Here is a 19830-nt window from a genome sequence, read left to right on the forward strand (position 1 = left end):
CAATAAAAAGGGTTACTTTCGCTTCGGGACCTTCGGCGCGTTGGCGATGCCGTCGTGGATCACCTTCAGCACGGCCTTGCGCTCGGCCCCCTTGAGGATGGTGCGTGGGGCGCGGACCCACTCGGTGCCGAGACCGCACTCCTGGACGCACAGCTTGATGTACTGCACGAACTTCACGTGCACATCGAGGTGCAGCAGCGGGGTGAACCAGCGGTAGATCTCGACCGCCTTCTGCCACTCGCCCGCCTGCATGAGTTCCCAGAGATACTGGTTCTGTTCCGGGAAGGCGATGCCGGTGCCGGCCACCCAGCCATCGATGCCGAGCACGGCGCTTTCCAGCGCGAGGTCGTCGACGCCGGTGAAGATCGCGTAGCGGCCACCGATGGTGTTGTGGAGGTCGGTGATGCGGCGGGTGTTGCCCGAGCTCTCCTTGAGGGCGACGAAGTTCTTCACGTCCGCCAGCTTCGCGAACATCTCCGGCGTGATGTCGTTCCCGTAGCTGATCGGGTTGTTGTAGATCATGATCGGCAGACCGGTGGACTTCGCGACGGTACGGAAGTGCAGCAGGGTCTCGTCCGGATCCGGCGTCTTGTAGTTCATCGCCGGCATCAGCATGAAGCCATCGGTGCCAGCCTTCTCGCAATCCTTGGCGAAACGGACGGCTTCGGCGGTGGAGGTTTCGGCGACACCGGCGACCACCGGGATGCGGCCGTTCACCGCCTTCACCATCTCCGCCATCACGAGGCGCTTTTCATCCGCGGTCATGGCCTGGTTCTCACCGAGGGACCCGAGGAACACGAGGCCGCTGATGCCGGACTTGATCAGGACTTCAGCGTGGCGGGCGGTTCCCTCGATATCGAGCGAACCATCCTTGTGCATCTGGGTGGTGATGGCCGGGAAGACCCCTGTCCAGGGGCCGGGAGCTTTACGGGAACGGGCGGATGTTGCCATGCCAGCCACCCTAGCGCAGGACCTTCAACCGGTATTGTCTGAAATCCCATGCGCGGGCTGGAAAATGAGACAAGCCATCCCGCCGTGCAGCGTTTAGGAATATCGCATGTCATTTCACGGACACTCGCTCATCGCCGGCCGCCGCAGCGCGCAGGGCACGCCCCTTTTCCAAGCGGTCTCGCCGCTCGACAGCACCACGCTGGAAGGAAACTTCGCCACCGCCACCGAGGCCGAAGTCGACGAAGCGCTCGCCGCCGCGAAGGCCGCCTTCCCGGCCTTCCGCGATACCGATGGCGAAACCCGCGCCCTGTTTCTCGAAGCAATCGCCGATGGGATCATGGAACTCGGTGCCACGCTGATCGACCGCGCCGGTCTCGAAAGCGGCCTGCCGGTCCCGCGCCTCGAAGGCGAGCGCGGCCGCACCGTGAACCAGCTCCGGATGTTCGCGAAGATCGCCCGCGAGAACTCGTGGTATGACGCCCGCATCGAAACCGCCCTGCCGGACCGCCAGCCGATTCCGAAGCCGGACCTGCGCCGCGCGATGCAGCCGATCGGCCCGGTGGTGGTCTTCGGCGCGAGCAATTTCCCCCTCGCCTTCTCCGTGGCCGGTGGCGACACCGCCTCCGCGCTCGTCACCGGCAATCCAGTCGTCGTGAAAGCGCATGAAGCCCATCCCGGCACGTCCGAATTGGTCGGCGGCGTGATTGCCGCGGCCGCGGAAAAGACCGGCCTGCCCGCGGGCGTGTTCTCACTGGTCCATGGCAATGGCCGCACCGTCGGCCCATGGCTGGCGAAACACCCGGCCACCAAGGCGATCGGCTTCACCGGTTCGCTCGCCGCGGGCCGCGCGCTCTTCGATGCCGCGGCCTCCCGCCCGGATCCGATCCCGGTGTTCGCGGAAATGGGCAGCCTCAATCCGATCGTGCTGCTGCCAAGCACCGTGAAGAACCGCCCCGCGGAAACCGCCGCGCTGCTGGCCACCTCCGCCACCGCGGGTGCCGGACAGTTCTGCACCAAGCCGGGCATCATCGTCGCCACCGAGGGCGACGGGCTCGACGCCTTCCGCACCGCGCTCTCCTCCGCCTTCGCCGCCGTGCCGCCGACCACCATGCTCCACGCGGGCATCGCGGACACCTACGGCAAATCCAGTAGCAAACTCGCGGATCACCCGGCGCTGGCGATCATCGGCCAGGGCTCCGCCGAAGCCGATGCCACCGCGACCCAGGGACGCGCGCTGATGGTCGAGACCACGGCGGAGAAATTCCTCGCCCACCCGGAACTCGCGCACGAGGTCTTCGGTCCGTTCTCGACGCTGGTGGTGGCGAAGTCCGCGGACGAAGTGGGCAGCGTCCTCGACACCCTCGGCGGCCAGCTCACTGCCTCCGTGTTCGGTGATGACGCCGAACTCTCCGCCTCGGCGGCACTCGTTTCGAAGCTCTCGGAACTCGCCGGCCGCGTGATCATCAACGGTGTGCCGACCGGCGTGGAGGTGAACACCTCGATGCAGCATGGCGGCCCGTGGCCGGCCTCGAGCGACGCGCGTTTCACCTCGGTGGGCACTGCGGCGCTCGAACGGTTCGTGCGCCCCGTTTCCTACCAAGGAGCGCCGCAGAGCCTGCTGCCTGCCGCGCTGCGCGACAGCAACCCGCTGCAGATCGACCGCCTCGTCAACGGCATCCACACCCGCGATTCCATCCAATGAAAGCCCCCGCCGCCCTCTTCCTGTTCTCCGCGTTGATCACCGGCCTGCACGCGCAGGGCACCAAGGCCGACTACGACCGCGCCAGGGAATTGGGCGGCAAGGCCCGATCGCTGGTCAACAACGGCACCCCGCAGGTCACCTGGACCGAAACCGGCACCGCGTTCGCCCGCACCCGTGACAAGGTGCTGGCGGTCGACCTCGCGACCGGCAAGACCCGCGAGGCCACCAAGCAGGAGATCGACCAGGCGAAGTCCGTTTCCAAGGACGCGCAGGTGATACCCTTCGGTCGTGCGCGCTCGCGTGACGGCGGCGAACCGCAGTCGCTTGAGATCCGCAACGAAACCCAGGACACGATCGGCATCAACTGGATCGACTCCCGCGGCGACAGCAAGCCCTACGGCACCATCGATCCCGGCAAGAGCGCGACCCAATCGACCTACGCCGGACACGTCTGGAGCATCACCGACCGCGATGGCAAACCCTTCGCCATGGTCCGCACGCCGGAATACACCAGCGTGGCGCACATCACCGGCAAGCCGACCGAAGCCGCGCCATCGCGCAGACCGGAACGCCGCTCGACCAGCGGCCGGGTGTCCCCGGACGGCAAGACCGAGACCTACGTCCAGCGCGGCACCGCGCTGGTGATCCGCCCGCTGCCGGATGGCACCGCCAGCACGGTCACCGAGTTGCCCGGAGGCGAGCGTTTCGACAACGACCCTCAGTGGTCGCCGGATTCCAGCCACTTCGTCATCTCCAGCGCGAAGGAGGTCACGGTGCGTCAGGTCACCCTGGTGCAATCCTCGCCGAAGGACCAGCTCCAGCCGAGGGTCGAGAAGGTCGACTATGTGAAGCCGGGCGATCCGATCCGCCAGCCGTTTCCGCGGCTGTATGACGCGGCCACCAAGCGAGAGATCCGGGTCGATCACGCGCTGTTTCCGAATCCGTGGGCGATCAGCGACCTCACTTGGTCCGCCGACTCCAGCGAGTTCCTGTTCGTCTACAACCAGCGCGGCCACCAGCTCATGCGCATCCTCGGCGTGCGCGCCAGCGATGGCCAGGTGCGCGTGATCCACGAGGACAAGACCGACACCTTCATCGACTACTCGCAGAAGTTCTTCATCCGGCACCTGCCGGAAACGAAGGAGATCCTGTGGATGTCCGAGCGCGACGGCTGGAACCACCTCTACCTGATCGATGCCGCCACCGGCTCCATCAAGACCCAGATCACGAAGGGCAATTGGAACGTCCGCGACGTGGTGGATGTCGACGTTTCCAAGCGCACGATCCTCTTCAAGGCCCTCGGCACCGTGCCGGGACAGGATCCCTACTACACCCACTTCGCGCGGGTGAACTTCGACGGCACCGGTCTGGTCCGCCTCACCGAATCGAACGGCGACCACCGCATCACGTTCTCGCCGGACCAGAAATACATCGTCGACACCTGGTCGCGCGTGGACCAGCCGGCGGTGACCGAACTCCGGAACGCGGAGACCGGCAAGCTGGTGTGCGAGCTCGCCCGCGCCGACGACTCCGCCCTGTTGAAGACCGGCTGGAGCCGTCCCGAGCCGCTCGTGTCGAAGGGGCGCGATGGCAAGACCGAGATTTACGGTGTGCTCATCAAGCCGTCCAATTTCGACCCGGCGAAGAAGTATCCGGTGCTCGAGAACATCTACAGCGGCCCGCATGATTTCTTCGTTCCGAAGTCCTACTACGCCTGGACCCGCATGAACGACCTGGCCGAGCTCGGCTTCATCGTGGTGCAGATCGATGGCATGGGCACCAACTGGCGGAGCAAGGCGTTCCACGACGTCGCGTGGAAGAACCTCGCCGACGCCGGGCTGCCGGACCACATCGCGTGGATCAAGGCGGCGGCCACCACCCGCCCGTGGATGGACCTCTCCCGCGTCGGCATCTACGGCGGCAGCGCCGGGGGCCAGAACTCGCTCTCGGCGATGCTCCACCACGGCGATTTCTACAAGGCCTGCGTCTCCGACTGCGGCTGCCACGACAACCGGATGGACAAGATCTGGTGGAACGAAGCGTGGATGGGCTGGCCGGTGGACGAGAGCTACACCCGCAACTCCAACGTCACCGACGCCGCGAAACTCCAGGGCAAGCTGATGCTGGTCGTCGGCGAGCTGGACCACAACGTCGACCCCTCCTCCACCCTCCAGGTCGCCAACGCCCTGCAAAAGGCGGACAAGGACTTCGAGCTGCTGATCGTGACCGGGGCCGACCACGGGGCCGCGGAGACCTCGTATGGCAGCCGCCGCCGGGCCGATTTCTTCGTCCGCAACCTGCTGGGAGTCGAACCCCGGCGGCTGTGACGGGCGTTTTTTGAATTTTTCCGCTACAGAATCGGGGTCAGCGGGTTTTTATTCGTGAATGCGCGCTCCTCGCTGGCTCCTCCTCACCCTCGTCTTTGCACTTTGCACGGCGGGAGGCTACCTGATCGTACGGACGGCCAAGCCGGATTCCACCCGGACCAAGTCGAACGCCAACGAGCCGAAGCAGGAGATCGTCTACCACGACACGGCGGGGCCGACTTTCCGCAGCGGTGACCGCAAGGAAGGAAAGCCGAAGGGCGGCGATGCGGAAGCGCTTTCGAAGGGCGCGCTGGCCGGACAGCGCTCGATCACTTTCACCGACAAGGCTGCGATGCAGAAGTTCCTGGAAAAAATCCAGGGCAAGGGCATCGCGGTGCTCGGCCGCCTCGACGCGATCAACACCCTGCGCGTCGGTTTCCTCAGCGCCGATGAACTGGCCTCCGCGCTCGATGGCAGCGAGAAAACCGGCTTCATCTTCCCGGTGTCGGTGCCGACCCTTCCGGAAGGCAGCGTCCAGCCCGGAGCCGTGGCGCTCGGCAACCATCTCGCCGATTGGCTCGGGATTTCGGACTACGATCGCACGAGCTGGGGCAAGGGCCTGAACGTCGCCGTGCTCGACACCGGCATTTCCACGCTGGCCTCGTTCTTCAACAAGGTGAACCAGTCCGCGCTGGTCGATTTCGGCAGCGATGCCACCGCCCTCAACGGCCACGGCACCGCGGTCGCCTCGCTGATCAACAGCATCGCCCCGGACGCGAACATCCTTTCCTACCGCATCGCCGACGATAACGGCCTGTCCAACAGCGGCTTGATCGCCGAGGGCATCCTCAAGGCGGTGGCCGACGGGGCCTCGGTGATCAACATCTCGCTCGGCGGTTTCGGCGACAGCCTGGTGCTGCGCCAGGCGGTGGAATACGCCCAGCAGAACGGCGTGACCATCGTGGCCGCCACCGGCAACAACGGCATCGACCAGATCGCCCAGCCCGCCTCCATCGACGGTGTGATCGCCGTGGGCGCGGTGGATGCGAATGGCGACCGCCTGCTGTTCTCGAACACTGGCAAGCAGATCTCCTCCATGGCTCCAGGCTACGGCGTGGCCGCGGAAGGCATCGATGGCTCCACGATCTATTTCAGTGGCACCTCCGCCAGCGCGCCGATCGAAACCGGCGTGCTGCTCGCCACCATGTCGAACAGCGTGCTCTCCGGCACCCTTTCCTCGACGGATGCCGCCGCGCTGGTGGCCTCCCTTCTCGATGAATCCGGCGCTCCGGGCTTCGACACCGAATACGGCGGCGGCGCGGTGGACTTGGGCCGCGTGATGCTGAGCCGCACCGCGAATGTCACCGACTCCGCGGTGGCCTCCCAGTGGGTGACCACCAATGCCAACGGCCAGCAGGTCCTGCAGGTCACCGTGCAGAACCGCGGCACCAACACGCTCTACAACATCCCGGTGCAGGTCACGACGCCGAACGGCAACGCCAGTTTCAACGTCGGCTCTTTGACCTCCACGGCGATCCAGACCTTCGAGGTGCCAATCATCGTCACGGATTCCTCGATGACCTTCCAGTCCTCGATCGGAGTTCCCGGTGGCCAAAGCGACGCGAATGCGGCAAACAATCGCCGCAAGGATGTCTACACCCCTGCTTCGGCCCAGTAGCCTGCTGCTCTGCCTCGCGCTCGTTTCCTGCTCGGTGCCGGAAACGCCATCCGCGGCGAACCACGCTCCGCCGTTCAACCAACTGGCGGTTTCCGGCAATGCCTGCGGCCCGGCGGCGCTGCTGAATGCTTTCCGTTACGGTGATGCCCGCTGGCGGGAATTGGGTGCTGGATTGCCGGGTGAAACCGATCGCGAGCAGCTCAGCCATGTGATCCGGATGTACGGGCTGAAACCGTCCGGCCAATTGAGGGGCCGCACGCGCTGGTCCCGCGCCGGGATCAACGTGAACGACCTCACCGACCTCGGGAACGACCTCACCGCCACCAAGTTCCTGCCGACGCTGGAAAACGAGGTGCTGCTGCCCCGCTCCGGGGAAACGTCGGCCGCCTTGCTGGCCCGCGTGCGGGGCATGCTAGCCACGTCACTCGGACGCGGCTTGCCGCCGGTGGTCAGCGTGCGGCGGCAGGTGCTGCGAAACGGCGGGTGGTTCACCGTGGAAAGCCATTTCATCACCTTGCTGCGGGTCGGTTCGACCAATGGCACCGGCTTGGAAATCGATTATCTCGATCCGTGGGGCGGTCGCCGGAGCAGCGGCAGCTTCCGTGTTTCGTCGGAATCCGCGCTCGGCCTGGAGGCGGTGCTGCCCGTCACGCCGGTCGGGAAACGGTTGGTCCGTCCCGGGGAAAAGACGCTCGTCACTGTCTCCGCCGCGATCGGCCGCTGGTGATCGTCACCACCACGCCTTCCATAGCAGCGCATAGACGCGCTTGCGCGGCACCTTCACCCGGTGTTCGAGGTCGGACCACTTCGCACCTTCGAGTTTCGCCAGGGTCTCCTCCGCCAGCAGCGCTGGCAGCACCGTGGCCGCCCGCAGGCGGCGGATCGGCAGGGTCGCCGCATAGGCCCGCCCTTCGGCCACCCAGCCTTGGGCGCGCTTCACCCACTCGGCATGGCAGGCCAGCAACCTCTTGCGGTCCCATGGTTCATCGACCGGCAGATAGCAGCGCCCCGAGGCCAGATCCCGCGGCAGGTCGCGGAGGATGTTCACCAATTGGAGCCCCTTTCCATAGGCGATGCCGCGTTCCAGCAGCTCCTCCTGGGACGCGGTGGAGTACCCTTCCCCGAGCGTCGCGAACCCCAGTTTCGTCCAGAACCCGCCAACGCACCCGGCCACCCGCCACGCGTAATCCTCCACCGCGGCATCGTCCGGCAGGGACACCGGCTCCGCGGGCGTCGCTCCGGTGAACCGCTCCAGATCGAGCCGCTGCCCCGAAACGATCACCTCCAGCACCTCGCGGATGAGAGCCCGCTCCACCTCGGAAGTTTCCCCCAAGGCGGCCAGCACTTCATCCGATCGCTGGAGGAGCACGACTTCTTTCGGCTCCGCGGTGGCGAGCAGATTTTCCGGCCACGCCGGAGCGCCGCCTTTCCCGGCCACCGCCGCACCGTAGGCATCGAGCAGGGCCAGGCGATCGGCCACTGGCACCGCCGCGGTGTCCGCGAGGGTGTCGCTGGTACGGGCGAGCAGGTAACCGAGGCTGGCCCCGTGGCGCATCGGTCCGGGAAGCAGCCGCAGCGTCAGATAAAACGAGCGCGACACCCCCTTCAGCACATCCGTGGCCAGATCCCCCTTCACGGGCGCCACCCAACCAGCCCGGCACGGCCATTTCAACCACCCACCGCGATTTTCAACCGCCGCACCGAATTTGGTTTCGCATTCCGCGCCCGGGAGGTCGAATTTCCCCCGCACTTGCTCGCCTACCTCCATATCCCGTTCTGCCACCGCGTCTGCCCGTATTGCTCGTTCTACAAGCATACCCCCGGCTCCACGCCGATCGGAGCGTTCGTCGACGCCCTCGGCAAGGAGGCCGCGCACCGGCTGCCGGGGCTCACGGAAAAGCCCCGCACGCTCTACCTCGGCGGCGGCACGCCCTCGATGCTGTCCCCGACCCATCTGGAGCGGCTGTTCGGCGCGCTGCGGGCCCAGCTCGATTTCACGGCGCTCGACGAGGTCACGATGGAGGCCAACCCCGCGACGTTCGATCTGACGAAAGCCCGGCTCTTCCGCGAACTCGGCGTAACCCGCGTGTCGCTCGGCATCCAGTCGTTCACACCGCACGTCCTCAAGACACTCGGCCGTGAACACGACCCGGACCAAGCCGCGGAAGCCGTGACCATCCTGCGCGAGGCCGGCATGCCCTCGGTGAACATCGACCTGATGTTCTCGATCCCCGGCCAGTCCATCGACGATTGGCGCGCCACGCTCGAACGCACCATCTCGCTGCTACCGGACCACGTTTCCGCCTACAACCTCACCTACGAGGAGGACACCGCCTTCTTCGAATCGCTGAAGCGCGGCGACATGGACGCGGACGAGGACCGTGACGCGTCGTTCTTCCACCTCGCCCACCGCCTGCTCACGGAGGCGGGTTACGACCACTACGAGACCTCGAACTACGCCCGGCCCGGCCACCATTCGTCGCACAACCGCGGCTACTGGCAGGGCGAGGACTACATCGGCCTCGGGCCCTCCGCCGTTTCCACCATCGAGCGGGTCCGCTCCCAGAACATCGCCGACACCGCGCGCTACGTGGAGATGGTGACCGCCATCGGCAACGCCATCACCGGCAGTGAGGCGATCGATCCGGAAGCCTGGCGGATCGAACGCATCGCCCTCGGCTTGCGGACCCGCGAAGGCATCCCGCTCGACCGCGTCGACAGCCGCGCGGAAACGCTCCAGTCGCTGGTGGATTCCGGCTATGCCACCATCCAGGACGGCAGGCTCATCCTCACCGAAGAGGGCTCGGCGTTGGTCGATCCGATCGCCGGGGAATTGGTTTGAGAGCCCGTTCGGAAAATAGCGTCGGAAGAATCTGGAGCAGACTCAGACAGAATTGACAAAATTCTCAGAATTTACGGAACGCCTTCAAAGGCCCCTTCAAGCCGAAGACACGGAGTCTCCTCTTCATTTTTGTGAATTCTGAAAATTCTGTTAATTCTGTCCAAAGGGTTCCCGCCCTACGAACTAGAGTTGTTTCCCAAACAAGCTCCAAGCGGTCATCCTCTTCGATATCTGAAGCCCTCTGTTCAAAGAGGGGAAATCTGCTATAGGAATGACCGCCGCATGCGAGTCCTCCTCACCGCCGCCCTCTGCGCCATCGCCGCGCTGCTGACGTCCTGTTTCGATGCGAAGGAGGAACTGTGGCTGACCAAGGAAGGCGCGGCCACCTTCGAGGCGACCTACGATGTTCCCACCACCACCGTCCGCCTCGGCGGGGGTGAAACAAAGATCCGCGGCAGCGTGGACGACTGGCTGAAGGAATCCCCCGAGGTGCGTTGCGAGACCCTTGAGATCACCCAGCACGACGACCGCACCACCATCCACATCCGGGTGTCCTGCGCTTCGGTCCTGAAAATCGTCGATCTCTCCAAGCCGGAGAAATCCAAGGGCATGCCCGCCCCGTTCCAACACCTCGCCGGAGTCGTCGAGGTGAAACGGGATGGCCTGGATGTGGAACTGACCCGCACCATCAGCCCGAACCGCGCCCTCATCGGCGGTCTCTTCTTGCCGAGGAAGGAAATCGACGGCCGCCGTCTGGTTTACGTGATGCACCTTCCCGAGGTCCCGCTGGAATCCAACGCCACCCGCACCGAAGACGGCGGCAAGACCCTGGTGTGGGATTACACGCTCGCCGAGGGCCTCAAGCGCCCGCTGGTCACGCGCCTCAAGGGCCGCGTGCCGTTGCCGTGGTGGGTGTGGGGCGGCGGCTCGGTGGTGGGCCTCGGACTGGTCTGGGCCGGCTACAAGCTCACCCGCCGCCTGCGGCGGAAGTAGAACAAGTTTTCAACTTGTTCATGGGAGCGGCGGATTGCAGGAAGATCATCGATCCGACGGAGCAAATCCGCTCGCCCGGCCGCAAGTTGGAAACTTGCGCGACTACTTCACCGCATCCCCCGCCTTCGGCGGATTCGCGGCGGTGCGTTCGATGAACTCGATGATCATGCCGGACACGTCCTTGCCCGAGCATTGCTCGATGCCTTCCAGCCCCGGCGAGGAGTTCACCTCCATCACCACCGGACCGTGGTTCGAGCGCAGCAGGTCGACACCCGCGACATTCAGCCCCATCGCCTTCGCGGCGCGGCAGGCCACGGCGCGTTCCTCCGGGGAAATCTTCACCTTCTCGGCCACGCCGCCGCGGTGCAGGTTCGAGCGGAACTCGCCCTCCGCGGCCTGGCGCTTCATCGCCGCCACGACCTTCCCGCCGACGACGATGCAGCGGATGTCCGCGCCCTTCGCCTCCTGGATGAACTCCTGCACGAGGATGTTCATGTTACCGGCCTTGAACGCCTCGATCACCGATTGGGCGGTGTTCTTGGTCTCCGCGAGCACCACGCCCGCACCCTGGGTGCCTTCCAGCAGCTTGATCACCAGCGGCGCGCCGCCGCACATCTTGATCAGCTCGTTGGTGGCGTCCGTGTGGTGGGCGAAGGCGGTGACCGGCAGGCCCACGCCCTTGCGCGCCAGGAGCTGCATCGAGCGCAGCTTGTCGCGGGAACGCGCGATCGCCACCGAATCGTTCACGGTGAACACGCCCATCATCTCGAACTGCCGCACCACGGCATTGCCGTAGAAGGTGTGCGAGGCCGCGATGCGCGGGATCACCGCGTCCGCCTGGAGTTCCTCCCCGTCGACATAGATCTTCGGCTTCCGGGAGGTGATGTTCATGTAACAGCGGAGATAGTCCACCACCCGGACTTCGTGCCCGCGGGCCTCGGCGGCGCGCACGAGCGCGTCGGTGCTGTATAACTGGGCGTTGCGGGAAAGGATGAGAATTTTCATGAGGGACGGGTGCCCGGAACAAAGTGTTCGAGATCGCGCACGCCTCCCAACAAATGGGAGGACTGCGGGTCAATGAGAAAAAATCCGGAGAGGGCGCGGCGGCCGATCAGCATCGGGCACCTCATCACCGAACGGTTGGCGAGGCTGAGACGGATCGCACAGGTGAAACCGCCTGCAAGCACGGCTTTTGTCTCGATGAAAACGCGTTTCTTCGCCGTGCCGGAGGAGCTGCGGACCTTCTTCGTCGCCACCACCGGAGCCTCGCAGGAAATACGATCCCCATAGTGGTTGACTGTGACGAATGTGACACGCGCGCCATCCTCGGACAGCACCATGTCCTCCGCGTGCAGGGACGAGGACCGCGCGCCGCTGTCGGTCTTCGCATTGAGCGGCGAGATGCCGAGATCCGGCAAACCGACCCACTCGCGGCGGCCGATCAGCAGGCGCGGCATGCCGGTCTGCTTCCACGGCAATCCCAGCTCACGCGCCAGCTCGCCCGACGGAACCTCCATCTGCTCCGGCACCGCCTTGAACGTGCGCGGCGAGCGTTTCATGCGTTCTCCAGCAGGCTGGCGGCCATCGCGCGGGCCTGCTCGCCGCCACCGCCGAGCATGCGCACGAGTTCGCGGATGCGTGCCTCGCCGGACACCGGATAGAGGCGCGAGCGGGTGCGGCCGTTCGCCACTTCCTTCTCGACCACGAAATGGTGCGCCGCCGTGGCCGCGACCTGCGGGAAATGGGTGATCGACACCACCTGGTGGCGGGTACCCAGTGCGGCCATCTTCAGCCCCACGGCACGCGCCACCTCGCCGCCGACGTTGGCGTCGATCTCGTCGAACACCATCAGCGGCGTGGCGTCCTGCTCGGCGAGCGCGCTCTTCACCGCCAGCATCACGCGGCTGATTTCACCGCTGGACGCGATCTGGCGCAGCGGCAGCAGCGGTTCGCCGGGGTTGGGTCCGAACTGGAACTCCACGCCCTCGTAGCCCTGCGGACCGGGCTCGGCCAGCGGCACTACCTGGACATCGAAGGACGATTGCTTGAAACCGAGATCCTTGAGTTGGACCGCGATTTCCTTGGCCAGCTTCGGCGCGATTTTCTTGCGCGCGGCAGTCAACGACTTGCCCGCGGCATCGAGCTTGGCGCGGCACGCGGCGACCTCGGCGGTGAGCTTCTCCAGCTTCTCGCCGCGGTTCTCGATGGTGTCGAGGCGGGTGGCGGCGGCATCGCGGCGCTCGACCACATCGGCCACCGTGGGGCCGTATTTCCGCTTCAGCGATTCGATGAGATTCACGCGCTCCTCGAGCGCCGCGGCTTCCTCGGGATCGATGTCCAGCTCCTCGCCGTATTCCGCCAGCGAGCGTTCCAGCTCCTGGAGCTCCAGCACCGCGGTTTCCAGCCCGCCGGTACGCTCGGCCACAGAGGGATCGAGCTTCTCCAGTTCGCGCACGAGCCGCTGGACCTCGCCGAGACGTTCCAGAATGCCATCGTCGTTCGAAAGCGAGCCGATCGCGGCCCCGGAGGCTTCCACCAACCGGGAGGCATTCACGGCACGGCGCCAGCGGTCCTCGAGGTCGTTTTCCTCGCCCGGCTTCAGGTTCGCGGCGTCGATTTCGGAAACCTGGTAGCGCAGCAGCTCCAGCTCCTGCTCGCTGGCGTTTTCCGCGCGGCGCAGTTCATCGAGCTCCGTGACCTTCGAACGCCAATCGCGCCAGGCCTCGCGCCAGATGGAGAGGCTGCTTTCCGCGCCAGCGTAGGCATCCACCATCGAAAGCTGGCGCTCGGTGGACAGCAGCGACTGGTGGTCGTGCGGGCCATGGAGATCCACGAGGTGCTCGCCGAGCTTCTTCAACATCGCCAGCGTCACCGGCGAATCGTTCACGAACTGGCGGTTCGCCGTCTGGCCCACTGTGCGGCGCACGATCAGGTCGCCATCGCTGGCGGACAAGCCCCCCTCTTCCAGGATCGCATCGATCGCCGTGGAATCGTTCAGGCTGAAGATCGCCTCCACCGTGCAGGCATCCTCGCCGGTGCGGATCAGGCCCTTGTCGGCGCGTTCCCCGAGCACGAGTTTGAGCGCGCCGACGATCACCGACTTGCCCGCGCCGGTCTCGCCGGTCACGCCGACAAGGCCGGAGCCGAGCTCCCAGGTGAGTTCATCGACGAGGGCGAGATTGCGGATTTTCAGCAGGGTGAGCATGCGGTTCCCGGAGGCGGCGGCATCATGCCAAGCCCGGGCCGGGAATCAATCTCCGGCGACTGACGATTTCGCGGGCCGGGAACTTGACCTGCCGCCCGCGGCGGCCACGCTCCGGGACACCTCCACAAGTCCATGAAACCGCTCCTGTTGGGTGCCCTGCTGCTCCTTTCCCCGCCCCTACCGGCGGAGGTGACCGGCCATGATTGGATGAAGGCGGTGCCGGACGATACCCGCCTCTCCGCCCTCTCGATCCCCGGCACCCATGACTCCGGAGCCACCGTGGAGCCTGTGCCCGGCACCGCGAAATGCCAGGACCTCTCGATCGCGGACCAATTGAACGCCGGGGTCCGTTTCCTCGACATCCGCTGCCGCCACCTGCGCGATGCCTTTGTCATCCACCACGGCGCGATCTATCAGAACCTGAATTTCGAGGGCGTGCTGGAGTCCGTACAGGGCTTCCTCAAGGACCATCCCTCGGAATGCGTGATCCTCTCGATCAAGGAGGAGTTCACCCCGTCCGGAAACAGCCGAACCTTCGAACAGACCTTCGACGCCTACGTTGCGAAAAACCCGGCCCCGTGGTTCCTGCAGGCCACCCTGCCGACCGTAGGCCAGACGAGGGGCAAGATGATCCTGCTCCGCCGGTTCTCCGCGACCACCCAGCCCAAGGGCATCGCCGCCACCGGCTGGACCGACAACGCCACCTTCAACACCGGCCTCCTGCGCATCCAGGACCGCTACCAATGCCCGGACGCGGACGCCAAGTGGCCCCATGTCGAAAGCCTGCTCCGCGAATCCACCTCCGGAAACCCGGACACGCTCTACCTGAATTTCTCCAGCGCCACCGGCAGCCGGCTCGGACTGCCGAACATCCCCGCCGTTTCAGACGGGGTGAACCGCAAGCTCACGGACTATTTCAAAGCCCATCCCCGCGGCCACCGCGGCGTCATCGTCATGGACTTCGCCACCGCGGAACGCTGCGCCCTCATCTACCGGGCAGGTCCTTGAGCCCCCAGGGCCTCCACCTCCTCGCAGGTCCGCCGCAACCACGCCTCCGGCTCGAAACGCCGGGCAACCTCCAGCGCCCGCGTCTTGAATCCCGGATCGGTCAACAAACGGTCCAGCACCGCGGCGATCCGCTGGTCGGTGAACTTCGCTGGCACCAGGCCGAGCCCCACGCCGAGATCCCTGACACGGCTCAGCGTATCCAATTGATCGTGCGCCATCGGCTGCACCAAGTGCGGGATGCCCGCCCGCAGCGCCTGCGCGCAGGTGCCGATGCCGCCGTGATAAACCAGCGCCGCCGCCCGCGGCAGGACCTCGCTGAAGGGCACGTAGGAGAAATGGCGGACATGGTCCGGCAGATCCGCGGGAATGGTCTCGATGAACGGCGAGAGCAGGATGCCCCTGCGTCCGGTGCGTTTGAGCGCCTTCACGGCCTCGCGGAAAAACACATCCCCGTGCGCCATCGCGCTGCCCGGCGTAAAAATCACCGGTGGCTCGCCCGCGTCCAGAAACTCCCGCACCGCCTCCGGCACCTCGCGGATGCCCCGTTCATCGAACAACGGAAACCCGGTCACCCGCGTCTGCCGCGGCCAATCCGGCTGCGGTGACGCGAACCATTCCGGAAACAACGCGATCACCCGGTCCGGCGAATGCCACCAGTCCCGCAGCAGGTTCCGCGCGGGAGGCAATCCGTGCTCCCGCCGGAAACGGTTCAAACCGGGCAGCACATGGTGATCCACCACCCTGCCGCCGAACCACCATTGGATCGCCTTGAGAACACGCGGAGCCTTCTGGCCGAAGATCATCCCATGCAGCTCCGGCTGGCGGTGGACACTGGGAAACAACGACGGAGCCAGATGCACCGTGGCCATCGGGATGCCCAACAGCTCACGGGCATTCCGCGCTCCGAACGCCAGCGAGCTGGCGAGTATCACCGTGTTGCCGGGATCGTGCAGCTTCCTTGTGATCTCCAGGATCGGCGCGTAGCTCGGATCGGCCGCCCCCTGGATGATGACCTTGAAGGCCTTCCGCGGGTGCCAGAGATCCGGGTTGCCCCGCAGGCGGTCGAAGTCCTCGGTCGTGCCCAGGGGGTGGAACTCCAGCCCACTGTCCCGCACCGCGCGCTCGAACACCGCACCGGTGATCACATGCACCTCGTGCCCGCGCGCCTTCAGCGCCGCTCCCACGCCGATGAACGGATGGACATCGCCCGCGCTGCCAATCGTGTGAATCAGAACCCGCATCGTCCGAACCATGCTGGTGACCGCCACGGCCTCCGGAAATGACAAAGTGGCGGCCTCCCCGGGCTTTTCCACCCTGGCTGTCCCGCACCGTTGCGGACCCATCTTCCTTGTGCCAGCCTGCCAGTGGATTTCATGACGGACGACTTCACCCTCACCTTTCTGGGCACCGGAACCTCCACGGGGATTCCCGTCATCGGCTGTGGATGTGAGACTTGCCAATCCACCGACCCCCGTAACGTTCGGACCCGTTCCTCGATCCTGGTCCAGACCCCGGAAGTGACCCTGCTGGTGGATTCCGGGCCGGACCTGCGCCAGCAGGCACTGCGCGAAAAGCTCCGCACCGTCGATGCCGTGCTCTACACCCACGGCCACCTCGACCACGTGACCGGCTTCGACGACCTTCGCGCCTTCTGCTGGCATCGCGAGGGTGCCCTGCCAATGCACGCCACCGCCGAGTGCATGGCCACGCTGCGCACCATGTTCGCCTGGGCCTTCTCCACCGCCAATACCTACCGCGGCTACGTGAAACCGGATCCCAAGCTGATCGAGGGTCCGTTTTTCTACGGCAAGCTCAAGGTCACCCCGCTGCCGGTCCAACACGCCTCCGTGGAAACGGTGGGCTTCCTGTTCGAATATCCCGGCTTCAAGTCGGCGGCCTACTTCCCGGACGTGAAGGCCTTCCCGCCTGTCACCCAAACCGCGATCCTAGGCATCGACGTGCTCATTCTCGATGCCCTCCAGCCCCAGCCGCACGCCACCCATTTCTCGAACGAGGAAGCCCTCGCCGCCATCGGCGAGGTGAAGGCCCGCGAGGCATGGTTGACCCATCTCGGACATAACAACGAGCACGCCACCCTGGAGTCCACCCTGCCGCGCCACGTAAAAGTGGCCTATGATGGGCTGAAGTTGAGCTTGGCCCGCTCCGCCTGAACCTGCCATCGTTCCCGTGATGAGGTTCATCCTATTCCTCCTGCTGGCCGGTTCCGCCTTCGCGGCCACGCCCGATCCGGCCTCCGTCGCGATCCTTTTCAACAAGTCGGTCCCGGAATCCGTGAAGCTCGCGGAGACCTACCGGGCCGCACGGGAGATCCCGGAGTCCAATCTCGTCGGCCTCGATCTCCCGAAAGCCGATGACATCACCCGGGATGAATACAACACCAAGCTCGTCAAACCGCTCCGAGAGACCTTCGATTCCCGCGGATGGTGGAAGCTGGGCAAGAACCAGGAAAACCTGACGCTGCCGGTCCAGAACAAGATCCGCTACATCGCCGTGATGCGCGGTGTGCCGCTGCGGATCAAGACCACCACCGTCAACCCGCCGCCCATCGACCTGCAAAAGCCCTTCGTGGGCCGCAACGAGGCCGCGGTGGACTCGGAGCTCGCCGCCTTCGGCATCCAGGGACTGCCCACGGAAGGCGTCATCAACAACGCCTACTTCAAGAGCGAAAAGCCCTTCGCCGAGGCAAACATGCCCTTCCTCGTCCTCGTCGCCCGCATCGATGCCGCCACCTGGGAAACCTGCGAGCGCATGATCAAGGACGCCGTGGCCACGGAGAAAACCGGCCTGTGGGGCCGTGCCTACGTGGACATCGCGAACAAGATCCCGGAGGGCGACACATGGCTGGAGAACGTCGCGAAGGCGAACCTGGCCACCGGCATTCCCACGGTGGTCGACCGCTTCAACGACACCTTCCCGACGAACTATCCGATGACGGATGCCTCCCTCTACTACGGGTGGTACGAGTGGAATGTGAACGGGCCGTTCCTCAATACCCGGTTCCATTTCCGGCCCGGCGCGGTGGCCATGCACCTCCACTCCTTCAGCGCGGAACAGATCCGCGACGCGAACCGGAACTGGAGCGCCGCCCTGTTGGAACGCGGAGCCTGCTGCACCATCGGCAACACCTACGAACCCTACCTCGGCATCACCCACTACTTCGATATCCTCCACAAGCGCTTGCTCGATGGCTCCACCTTCGCGGAGGCCGCCTACGCCGCCATGCCCGCGCTTTCCTGGCAGGGCGTGGTGTTCGGCGATCCGCTCTACCGCCCCTTCCTCCATCTCGATGGCAGCGGCGACAAGCAGCCCGCCGACAACGACTACCGTGCTCTGCGCATGGCATCCCTGCAATGGGACAGCCAACCGGCGGAACTCCAGGACCAGTTGGCCAAGGCGGCCGACCGCACCCACAGCGGCATTCTGGCCGAAGCCCTCGGCCTGCGGCTGCGCGCGATCAGCCTGAACGACCAGGCGAAGAACTGGTTCACGACCGCCAAGGGAAATTACACGGGCGCATCCGACAAGCTGAGGCAGGAATTCAACATCATCTCGATCGACCGCACGCTCGGCCGGAAAAACGAAGCCGTGCAGGCTCTCCGGGATGCCCGCGCGATTTACGCTGCCCTTCCAGACGCGGACGCCCTCACCGGCTGGCTCAATATCCTCGATCCGCCGCCGCCACCACCCGCGGATCCGACTAAAGTCCCACAGGCGAAATGAGCTACACCCGCCTCATCGAGCACGCGTTCGCTCCCGCTATCCTGGCCGAGCCGCTCGCCCGGCCGCTGCCTCCCGAGCTGGAGCTGCAGGCGCTGTGGTTCGCCGGAGCATTCGGACGGAACTTCACCACCACCGCGGGGAACACGGTCCGGATCGTTCAATTCGGCGAATGGAACCGCTCGGCGGGCCCGGATTTCATCCACGCCGCCGTCGAGATCAACGGCACGCTGAAGACCGGCGCGATCGAATTGGACCCGGAAGCGGAGGATTGGGAACGCCATGGCCATTCCGGCAATCCGTCCTACCGGGACGTCGCCCTCCACGTTGTGTTCCGAGGTTCACCCCAGGATCAATTCACCCGCGACTGCGATCACCGCGAGGTGCCGAGGATCGAGGTCCCGCACTTGCTGTTGGAAGACGCTCTCAACCTACCCCGCCGCGAGATCGCCATCGCCCGGCCTGGTCGCTGTGTCCGTCCACTCGCGGGCATGGACAGCGTCGCCGTGAGCCGCCTGCTGGAGGAGGCCTCCACCCATCGCGCCGCACGCAAGGCCGCACGCTTTCTACGCACCGCCGATGCCCATGGCCGGGATGCCGCGCTGTTCCAAGCCACGGCGGAAACCCTCGGCTACCGGGGCAATTCGCTCGCCATGCGCCTGCTCGCCCAGCGCGCGCCGCTCTCGGCGATGAAGGAGGAAACCGATCACGAGGCGCTGCTTTTCGGCACCGCGGGTTTCCTTTCTCCCGTGCTCCATGAGAAAGCCCCGTCCGACACCCGCGATTACCTGCGCGGCCTGTGGGACTCCTGGTGGAAGCAGCGCGGCCGCTTTGAAACCGGCGACGCCCGGGTGATCCCGTGGAAGCTCCACGGCCATCGCCCGGCCAATCATCCCCACCGCCGCGCCGGCGCCCTTTCCGCCTTGGTGTCCGTCTGGCCGAAATACCGCCGTGTCGCACTGGCCCGCCCGTTCCACCCGGAACCGGTGCTCGCATTCCTGGAAGAGCTCAACCACGCTTTCTGGGAACGCCGCCACACGCTCACCTCCGCCCCCACCTCACGCCCCGTCGCCTTGTTCGGCCGCTCGCAGGGCTTGGAACTGCTGGCCAACCATTTGGTGCCGGTGGCCTTGCTCGAAGACGAACGCTTCGATTTCAACTCCTACTGGAAACTCCGCGCCAGCGCGCCGAACGAGCACGTGAAACGCTGCGGCCTGCGCCTCTTCGGCTCGCTGGAGCACGCGAAGCCGTGGTTCCAGAAGGTCGCCCACCACCAGGCCCTGATTCAGATCTACCACGACTTCTGTCTCGAGGATGTCAGCGAGTGCGAGCGCTGCCCCTTCCCCGAGCAACTCTCGCAGTGGCGGGCGTGATTTTCCATTTCCGCTCCGCCCGATCCGGCGCTAT

16 protein-coding genes are annotated in these 19830 nt (G+C 65.6%); 10 read left to right on the plus strand and 6 right to left on the minus strand.

The window, feature by feature from the left end; genetic code table 11:
* Positions 1-12: 12 nt before the first annotated feature.
* Complete coding sequence (locus llg_RS01735; protein ID WP_338287797.1) at positions 13-951, minus strand: dihydrodipicolinate synthase family protein; 939 nt, start codon at positions 949-951, stop codon at positions 13-15.
* Positions 952-1057: 106 nt separating this feature from the next.
* On the opposite strand from llg_RS01735, the gene llg_RS01740 reads away from it, so the two are divergent.
* From llg_RS01740 to llg_RS01755, 4 genes are read left to right on the plus strand one after another with little or no spacing between them, the layout of a single operon-like run.
* Positions 1058-2653 carry an aldehyde dehydrogenase (NADP(+)) gene (locus llg_RS01740; protein WP_338287798.1) on the plus strand — a complete coding sequence of 532 codons (1596 nt, stop codon included), beginning with the start codon at positions 1058-1060 and terminating at the stop codon, positions 2651-2653.
* Positions 2650-4980 (plus strand): DPP IV N-terminal domain-containing protein, encoded by a 2331-nt coding sequence (locus llg_RS01745; protein WP_338287799.1) that lies wholly within the window; start codon positions 2650-2652, stop codon positions 4978-4980. The genes llg_RS01740 and llg_RS01745 overlap by 4 nt, the downstream gene beginning before the upstream one ends.
* A 58-nt stretch (positions 4981-5038) precedes the next feature.
* On the plus strand, positions 5039-6637 hold the full coding sequence (locus llg_RS01750; protein ID WP_338287800.1) for a S8 family serine peptidase: 1599 nt from the start codon (positions 5039-5041) through the stop codon (positions 6635-6637).
* Positions 6609-7364: a hypothetical protein gene (locus tag llg_RS01755; RefSeq protein WP_338287801.1), complete on the plus strand. Its 756-nt coding sequence runs from the start codon at positions 6609-6611 to the stop codon at positions 7362-7364. Before llg_RS01750 ends, llg_RS01755 begins: the two co-directional genes overlap by 29 nt.
* A gap of 3 nt (positions 7365-7367) precedes the next feature.
* Here llg_RS01755 and llg_RS01760 read toward each other — a convergent pair whose 3' ends face one another.
* A complete protein-coding gene (locus llg_RS01760) occupies positions 7368-8273 on the minus strand; it encodes a phytoene/squalene synthase family protein (protein WP_338287802.1) in 906 nt (301 codons plus the stop codon).
* 114 nt (positions 8274-8387) lie between these two features.
* On the opposite strand from llg_RS01760, the gene hemW reads away from it, so the two are divergent.
* Together hemW and llg_RS01770 are read left to right on the plus strand one after the other, a co-directional pair.
* Complete coding sequence (gene hemW / locus llg_RS01765) at positions 8388-9479, plus strand: radical SAM family heme chaperone HemW (RefSeq protein WP_338287803.1); 1092 nt, start codon at positions 8388-8390, stop codon at positions 9477-9479.
* 282 nt (positions 9480-9761) lie between these two features.
* Positions 9762-10472 carry a hypothetical protein gene (locus tag llg_RS01770; RefSeq protein WP_338287804.1) on the plus strand — a complete coding sequence of 237 codons (711 nt, stop codon included), beginning with the start codon at positions 9762-9764 and terminating at the stop codon, positions 10470-10472.
* Between the two features lie 102 nt (positions 10473-10574).
* Here the strand turns inward: llg_RS01770 and rimK are convergent, their stop codons facing one another.
* From rimK to recN, 3 genes are read right to left on the minus strand one after another with little or no spacing between them, the layout of a single operon-like run.
* Positions 10575-11477 carry a 30S ribosomal protein S6--L-glutamate ligase gene (gene rimK / locus llg_RS01775; protein WP_338287805.1) on the minus strand — a complete coding sequence of 301 codons (903 nt, stop codon included), beginning with the start codon at positions 11475-11477 and terminating at the stop codon, positions 10575-10577.
* Positions 11474-12031: a RimK/LysX family protein gene (locus tag llg_RS01780; RefSeq protein WP_338287806.1), complete on the minus strand. Its 558-nt coding sequence runs from the start codon at positions 12029-12031 to the stop codon at positions 11474-11476. Before llg_RS01780 ends, rimK begins: the two co-directional genes overlap by 4 nt.
* Positions 12028-13677 carry a DNA repair protein RecN gene (recN, locus tag llg_RS01785; protein WP_338287807.1) on the minus strand — a complete coding sequence of 550 codons (1650 nt, stop codon included), beginning with the start codon at positions 13675-13677 and terminating at the stop codon, positions 12028-12030. Before recN ends, llg_RS01780 begins: the two co-directional genes overlap by 4 nt.
* Positions 13678-13809: 132 nt before the next feature.
* Here recN and llg_RS01790 point away from each other — a divergent pair, with 132 nt between their 5' ends.
* Positions 13810-14685, plus strand: a complete 876-nt coding sequence (locus tag llg_RS01790; RefSeq protein WP_338287808.1) for a phosphatidylinositol-specific phospholipase C — start codon at positions 13810-13812, stop codon at positions 14683-14685.
* Here the strand turns inward: llg_RS01790 and llg_RS01795 are convergent.
* Positions 14667-15926, minus strand: coding sequence for a nucleotide disphospho-sugar-binding domain-containing protein (locus tag llg_RS01795; protein ID WP_338287809.1), 1260 nt, complete (start codon positions 15924-15926; stop codon positions 14667-14669). The two genes, llg_RS01790 and llg_RS01795, sit on opposite strands and share 19 nt — an antisense overlap.
* Before the next feature lie 90 nt (positions 15927-16016).
* Between llg_RS01795 and llg_RS01800 the strand changes: the two genes are divergently transcribed.
* The 3 genes from llg_RS01800 to llg_RS01810 are packed head-to-tail and all read left to right on the plus strand — an operon-like array spanning position 16017 to position 19796.
* Complete coding sequence (locus llg_RS01800) at positions 16017-16856, plus strand: MBL fold metallo-hydrolase (RefSeq protein WP_338287810.1); 840 nt, start codon at positions 16017-16019, stop codon at positions 16854-16856.
* 19 nt (positions 16857-16875) lie between these two features.
* Complete coding sequence (locus tag llg_RS01805) at positions 16876-18426, plus strand: TIGR03790 family protein (RefSeq protein ID WP_338287811.1); 1551 nt, start codon at positions 16876-16878, stop codon at positions 18424-18426.
* The gene (locus llg_RS01810; protein WP_338287812.1) at positions 18423-19796 is read left to right on the plus strand and encodes a DUF2851 family protein; all 1374 of its coding nucleotides are present in this window, start codon (positions 18423-18425) and stop codon (positions 19794-19796) included. The genes llg_RS01805 and llg_RS01810 overlap by 4 nt, the downstream gene beginning before the upstream one ends.
* The last annotated feature ends 34 nt before the right edge of the window (positions 19797-19830 follow it).

Origin of the sequence: Luteolibacter sp. LG18 (assembly GCF_036322585.1) — a bacterium.
Classification (GTDB): domain Bacteria; phylum Verrucomicrobiota; class Verrucomicrobiia; order Verrucomicrobiales; family Akkermansiaceae; genus Luteolibacter.

Bases quoted from the DNA above. Each gene is read 5' to 3' on its own strand.
- llg_RS01735 (WP_338287797.1), bottom strand. From the start codon at position 951: ATGGCAACATCCGCCCGTTCCCGTAAAGCTCCCGGCCCCTGGACAGGG.
- llg_RS01740 (WP_338287798.1), top strand. From the start codon at position 1,058: ATGTCATTTCACGGACACTCGCTCATCGCCGGCCGCCGCAGCGCGCAG.
- llg_RS01745 (WP_338287799.1), top strand. From the start codon at position 2,650: ATGAAAGCCCCCGCCGCCCTCTTCCTGTTCTCCGCGTTGATCACCGGC.
- llg_RS01750 (WP_338287800.1), top strand. From the start codon at position 5,039: ATGCGCGCTCCTCGCTGGCTCCTCCTCACCCTCGTCTTTGCACTTTGC.
- llg_RS01755 (WP_338287801.1), top strand. From the start codon at position 6,609: ATGTCTACACCCCTGCTTCGGCCCAGTAGCCTGCTGCTCTGCCTCGCG.
- llg_RS01770 (WP_338287804.1), top strand. From the start codon at position 9,762: ATGCGAGTCCTCCTCACCGCCGCCCTCTGCGCCATCGCCGCGCTGCTG.
- rimK (WP_338287805.1), bottom strand. From the start codon at position 11,477: ATGAAAATTCTCATCCTTTCCCGCAACGCCCAGTTATACAGCACCGAC.
- llg_RS01780 (WP_338287806.1), bottom strand. From the start codon at position 12,031: ATGAAACGCTCGCCGCGCACGTTCAAGGCGGTGCCGGAGCAGATGGAG.
- recN (WP_338287807.1), bottom strand. From the start codon at position 13,677: ATGCTCACCCTGCTGAAAATCCGCAATCTCGCCCTCGTCGATGAACTC.
- llg_RS01790 (WP_338287808.1), top strand. From the start codon at position 13,810: ATGAAACCGCTCCTGTTGGGTGCCCTGCTGCTCCTTTCCCCGCCCCTA.
- llg_RS01795 (WP_338287809.1), bottom strand. From the start codon at position 15,926: ATGCGGGTTCTGATTCACACGATTGGCAGCGCGGGCGATGTCCATCCG.
- llg_RS01805 (WP_338287811.1), top strand. From the start codon at position 16,876: ATGAGGTTCATCCTATTCCTCCTGCTGGCCGGTTCCGCCTTCGCGGCC.
- llg_RS01810 (WP_338287812.1), top strand. From the start codon at position 18,423: ATGAGCTACACCCGCCTCATCGAGCACGCGTTCGCTCCCGCTATCCTG.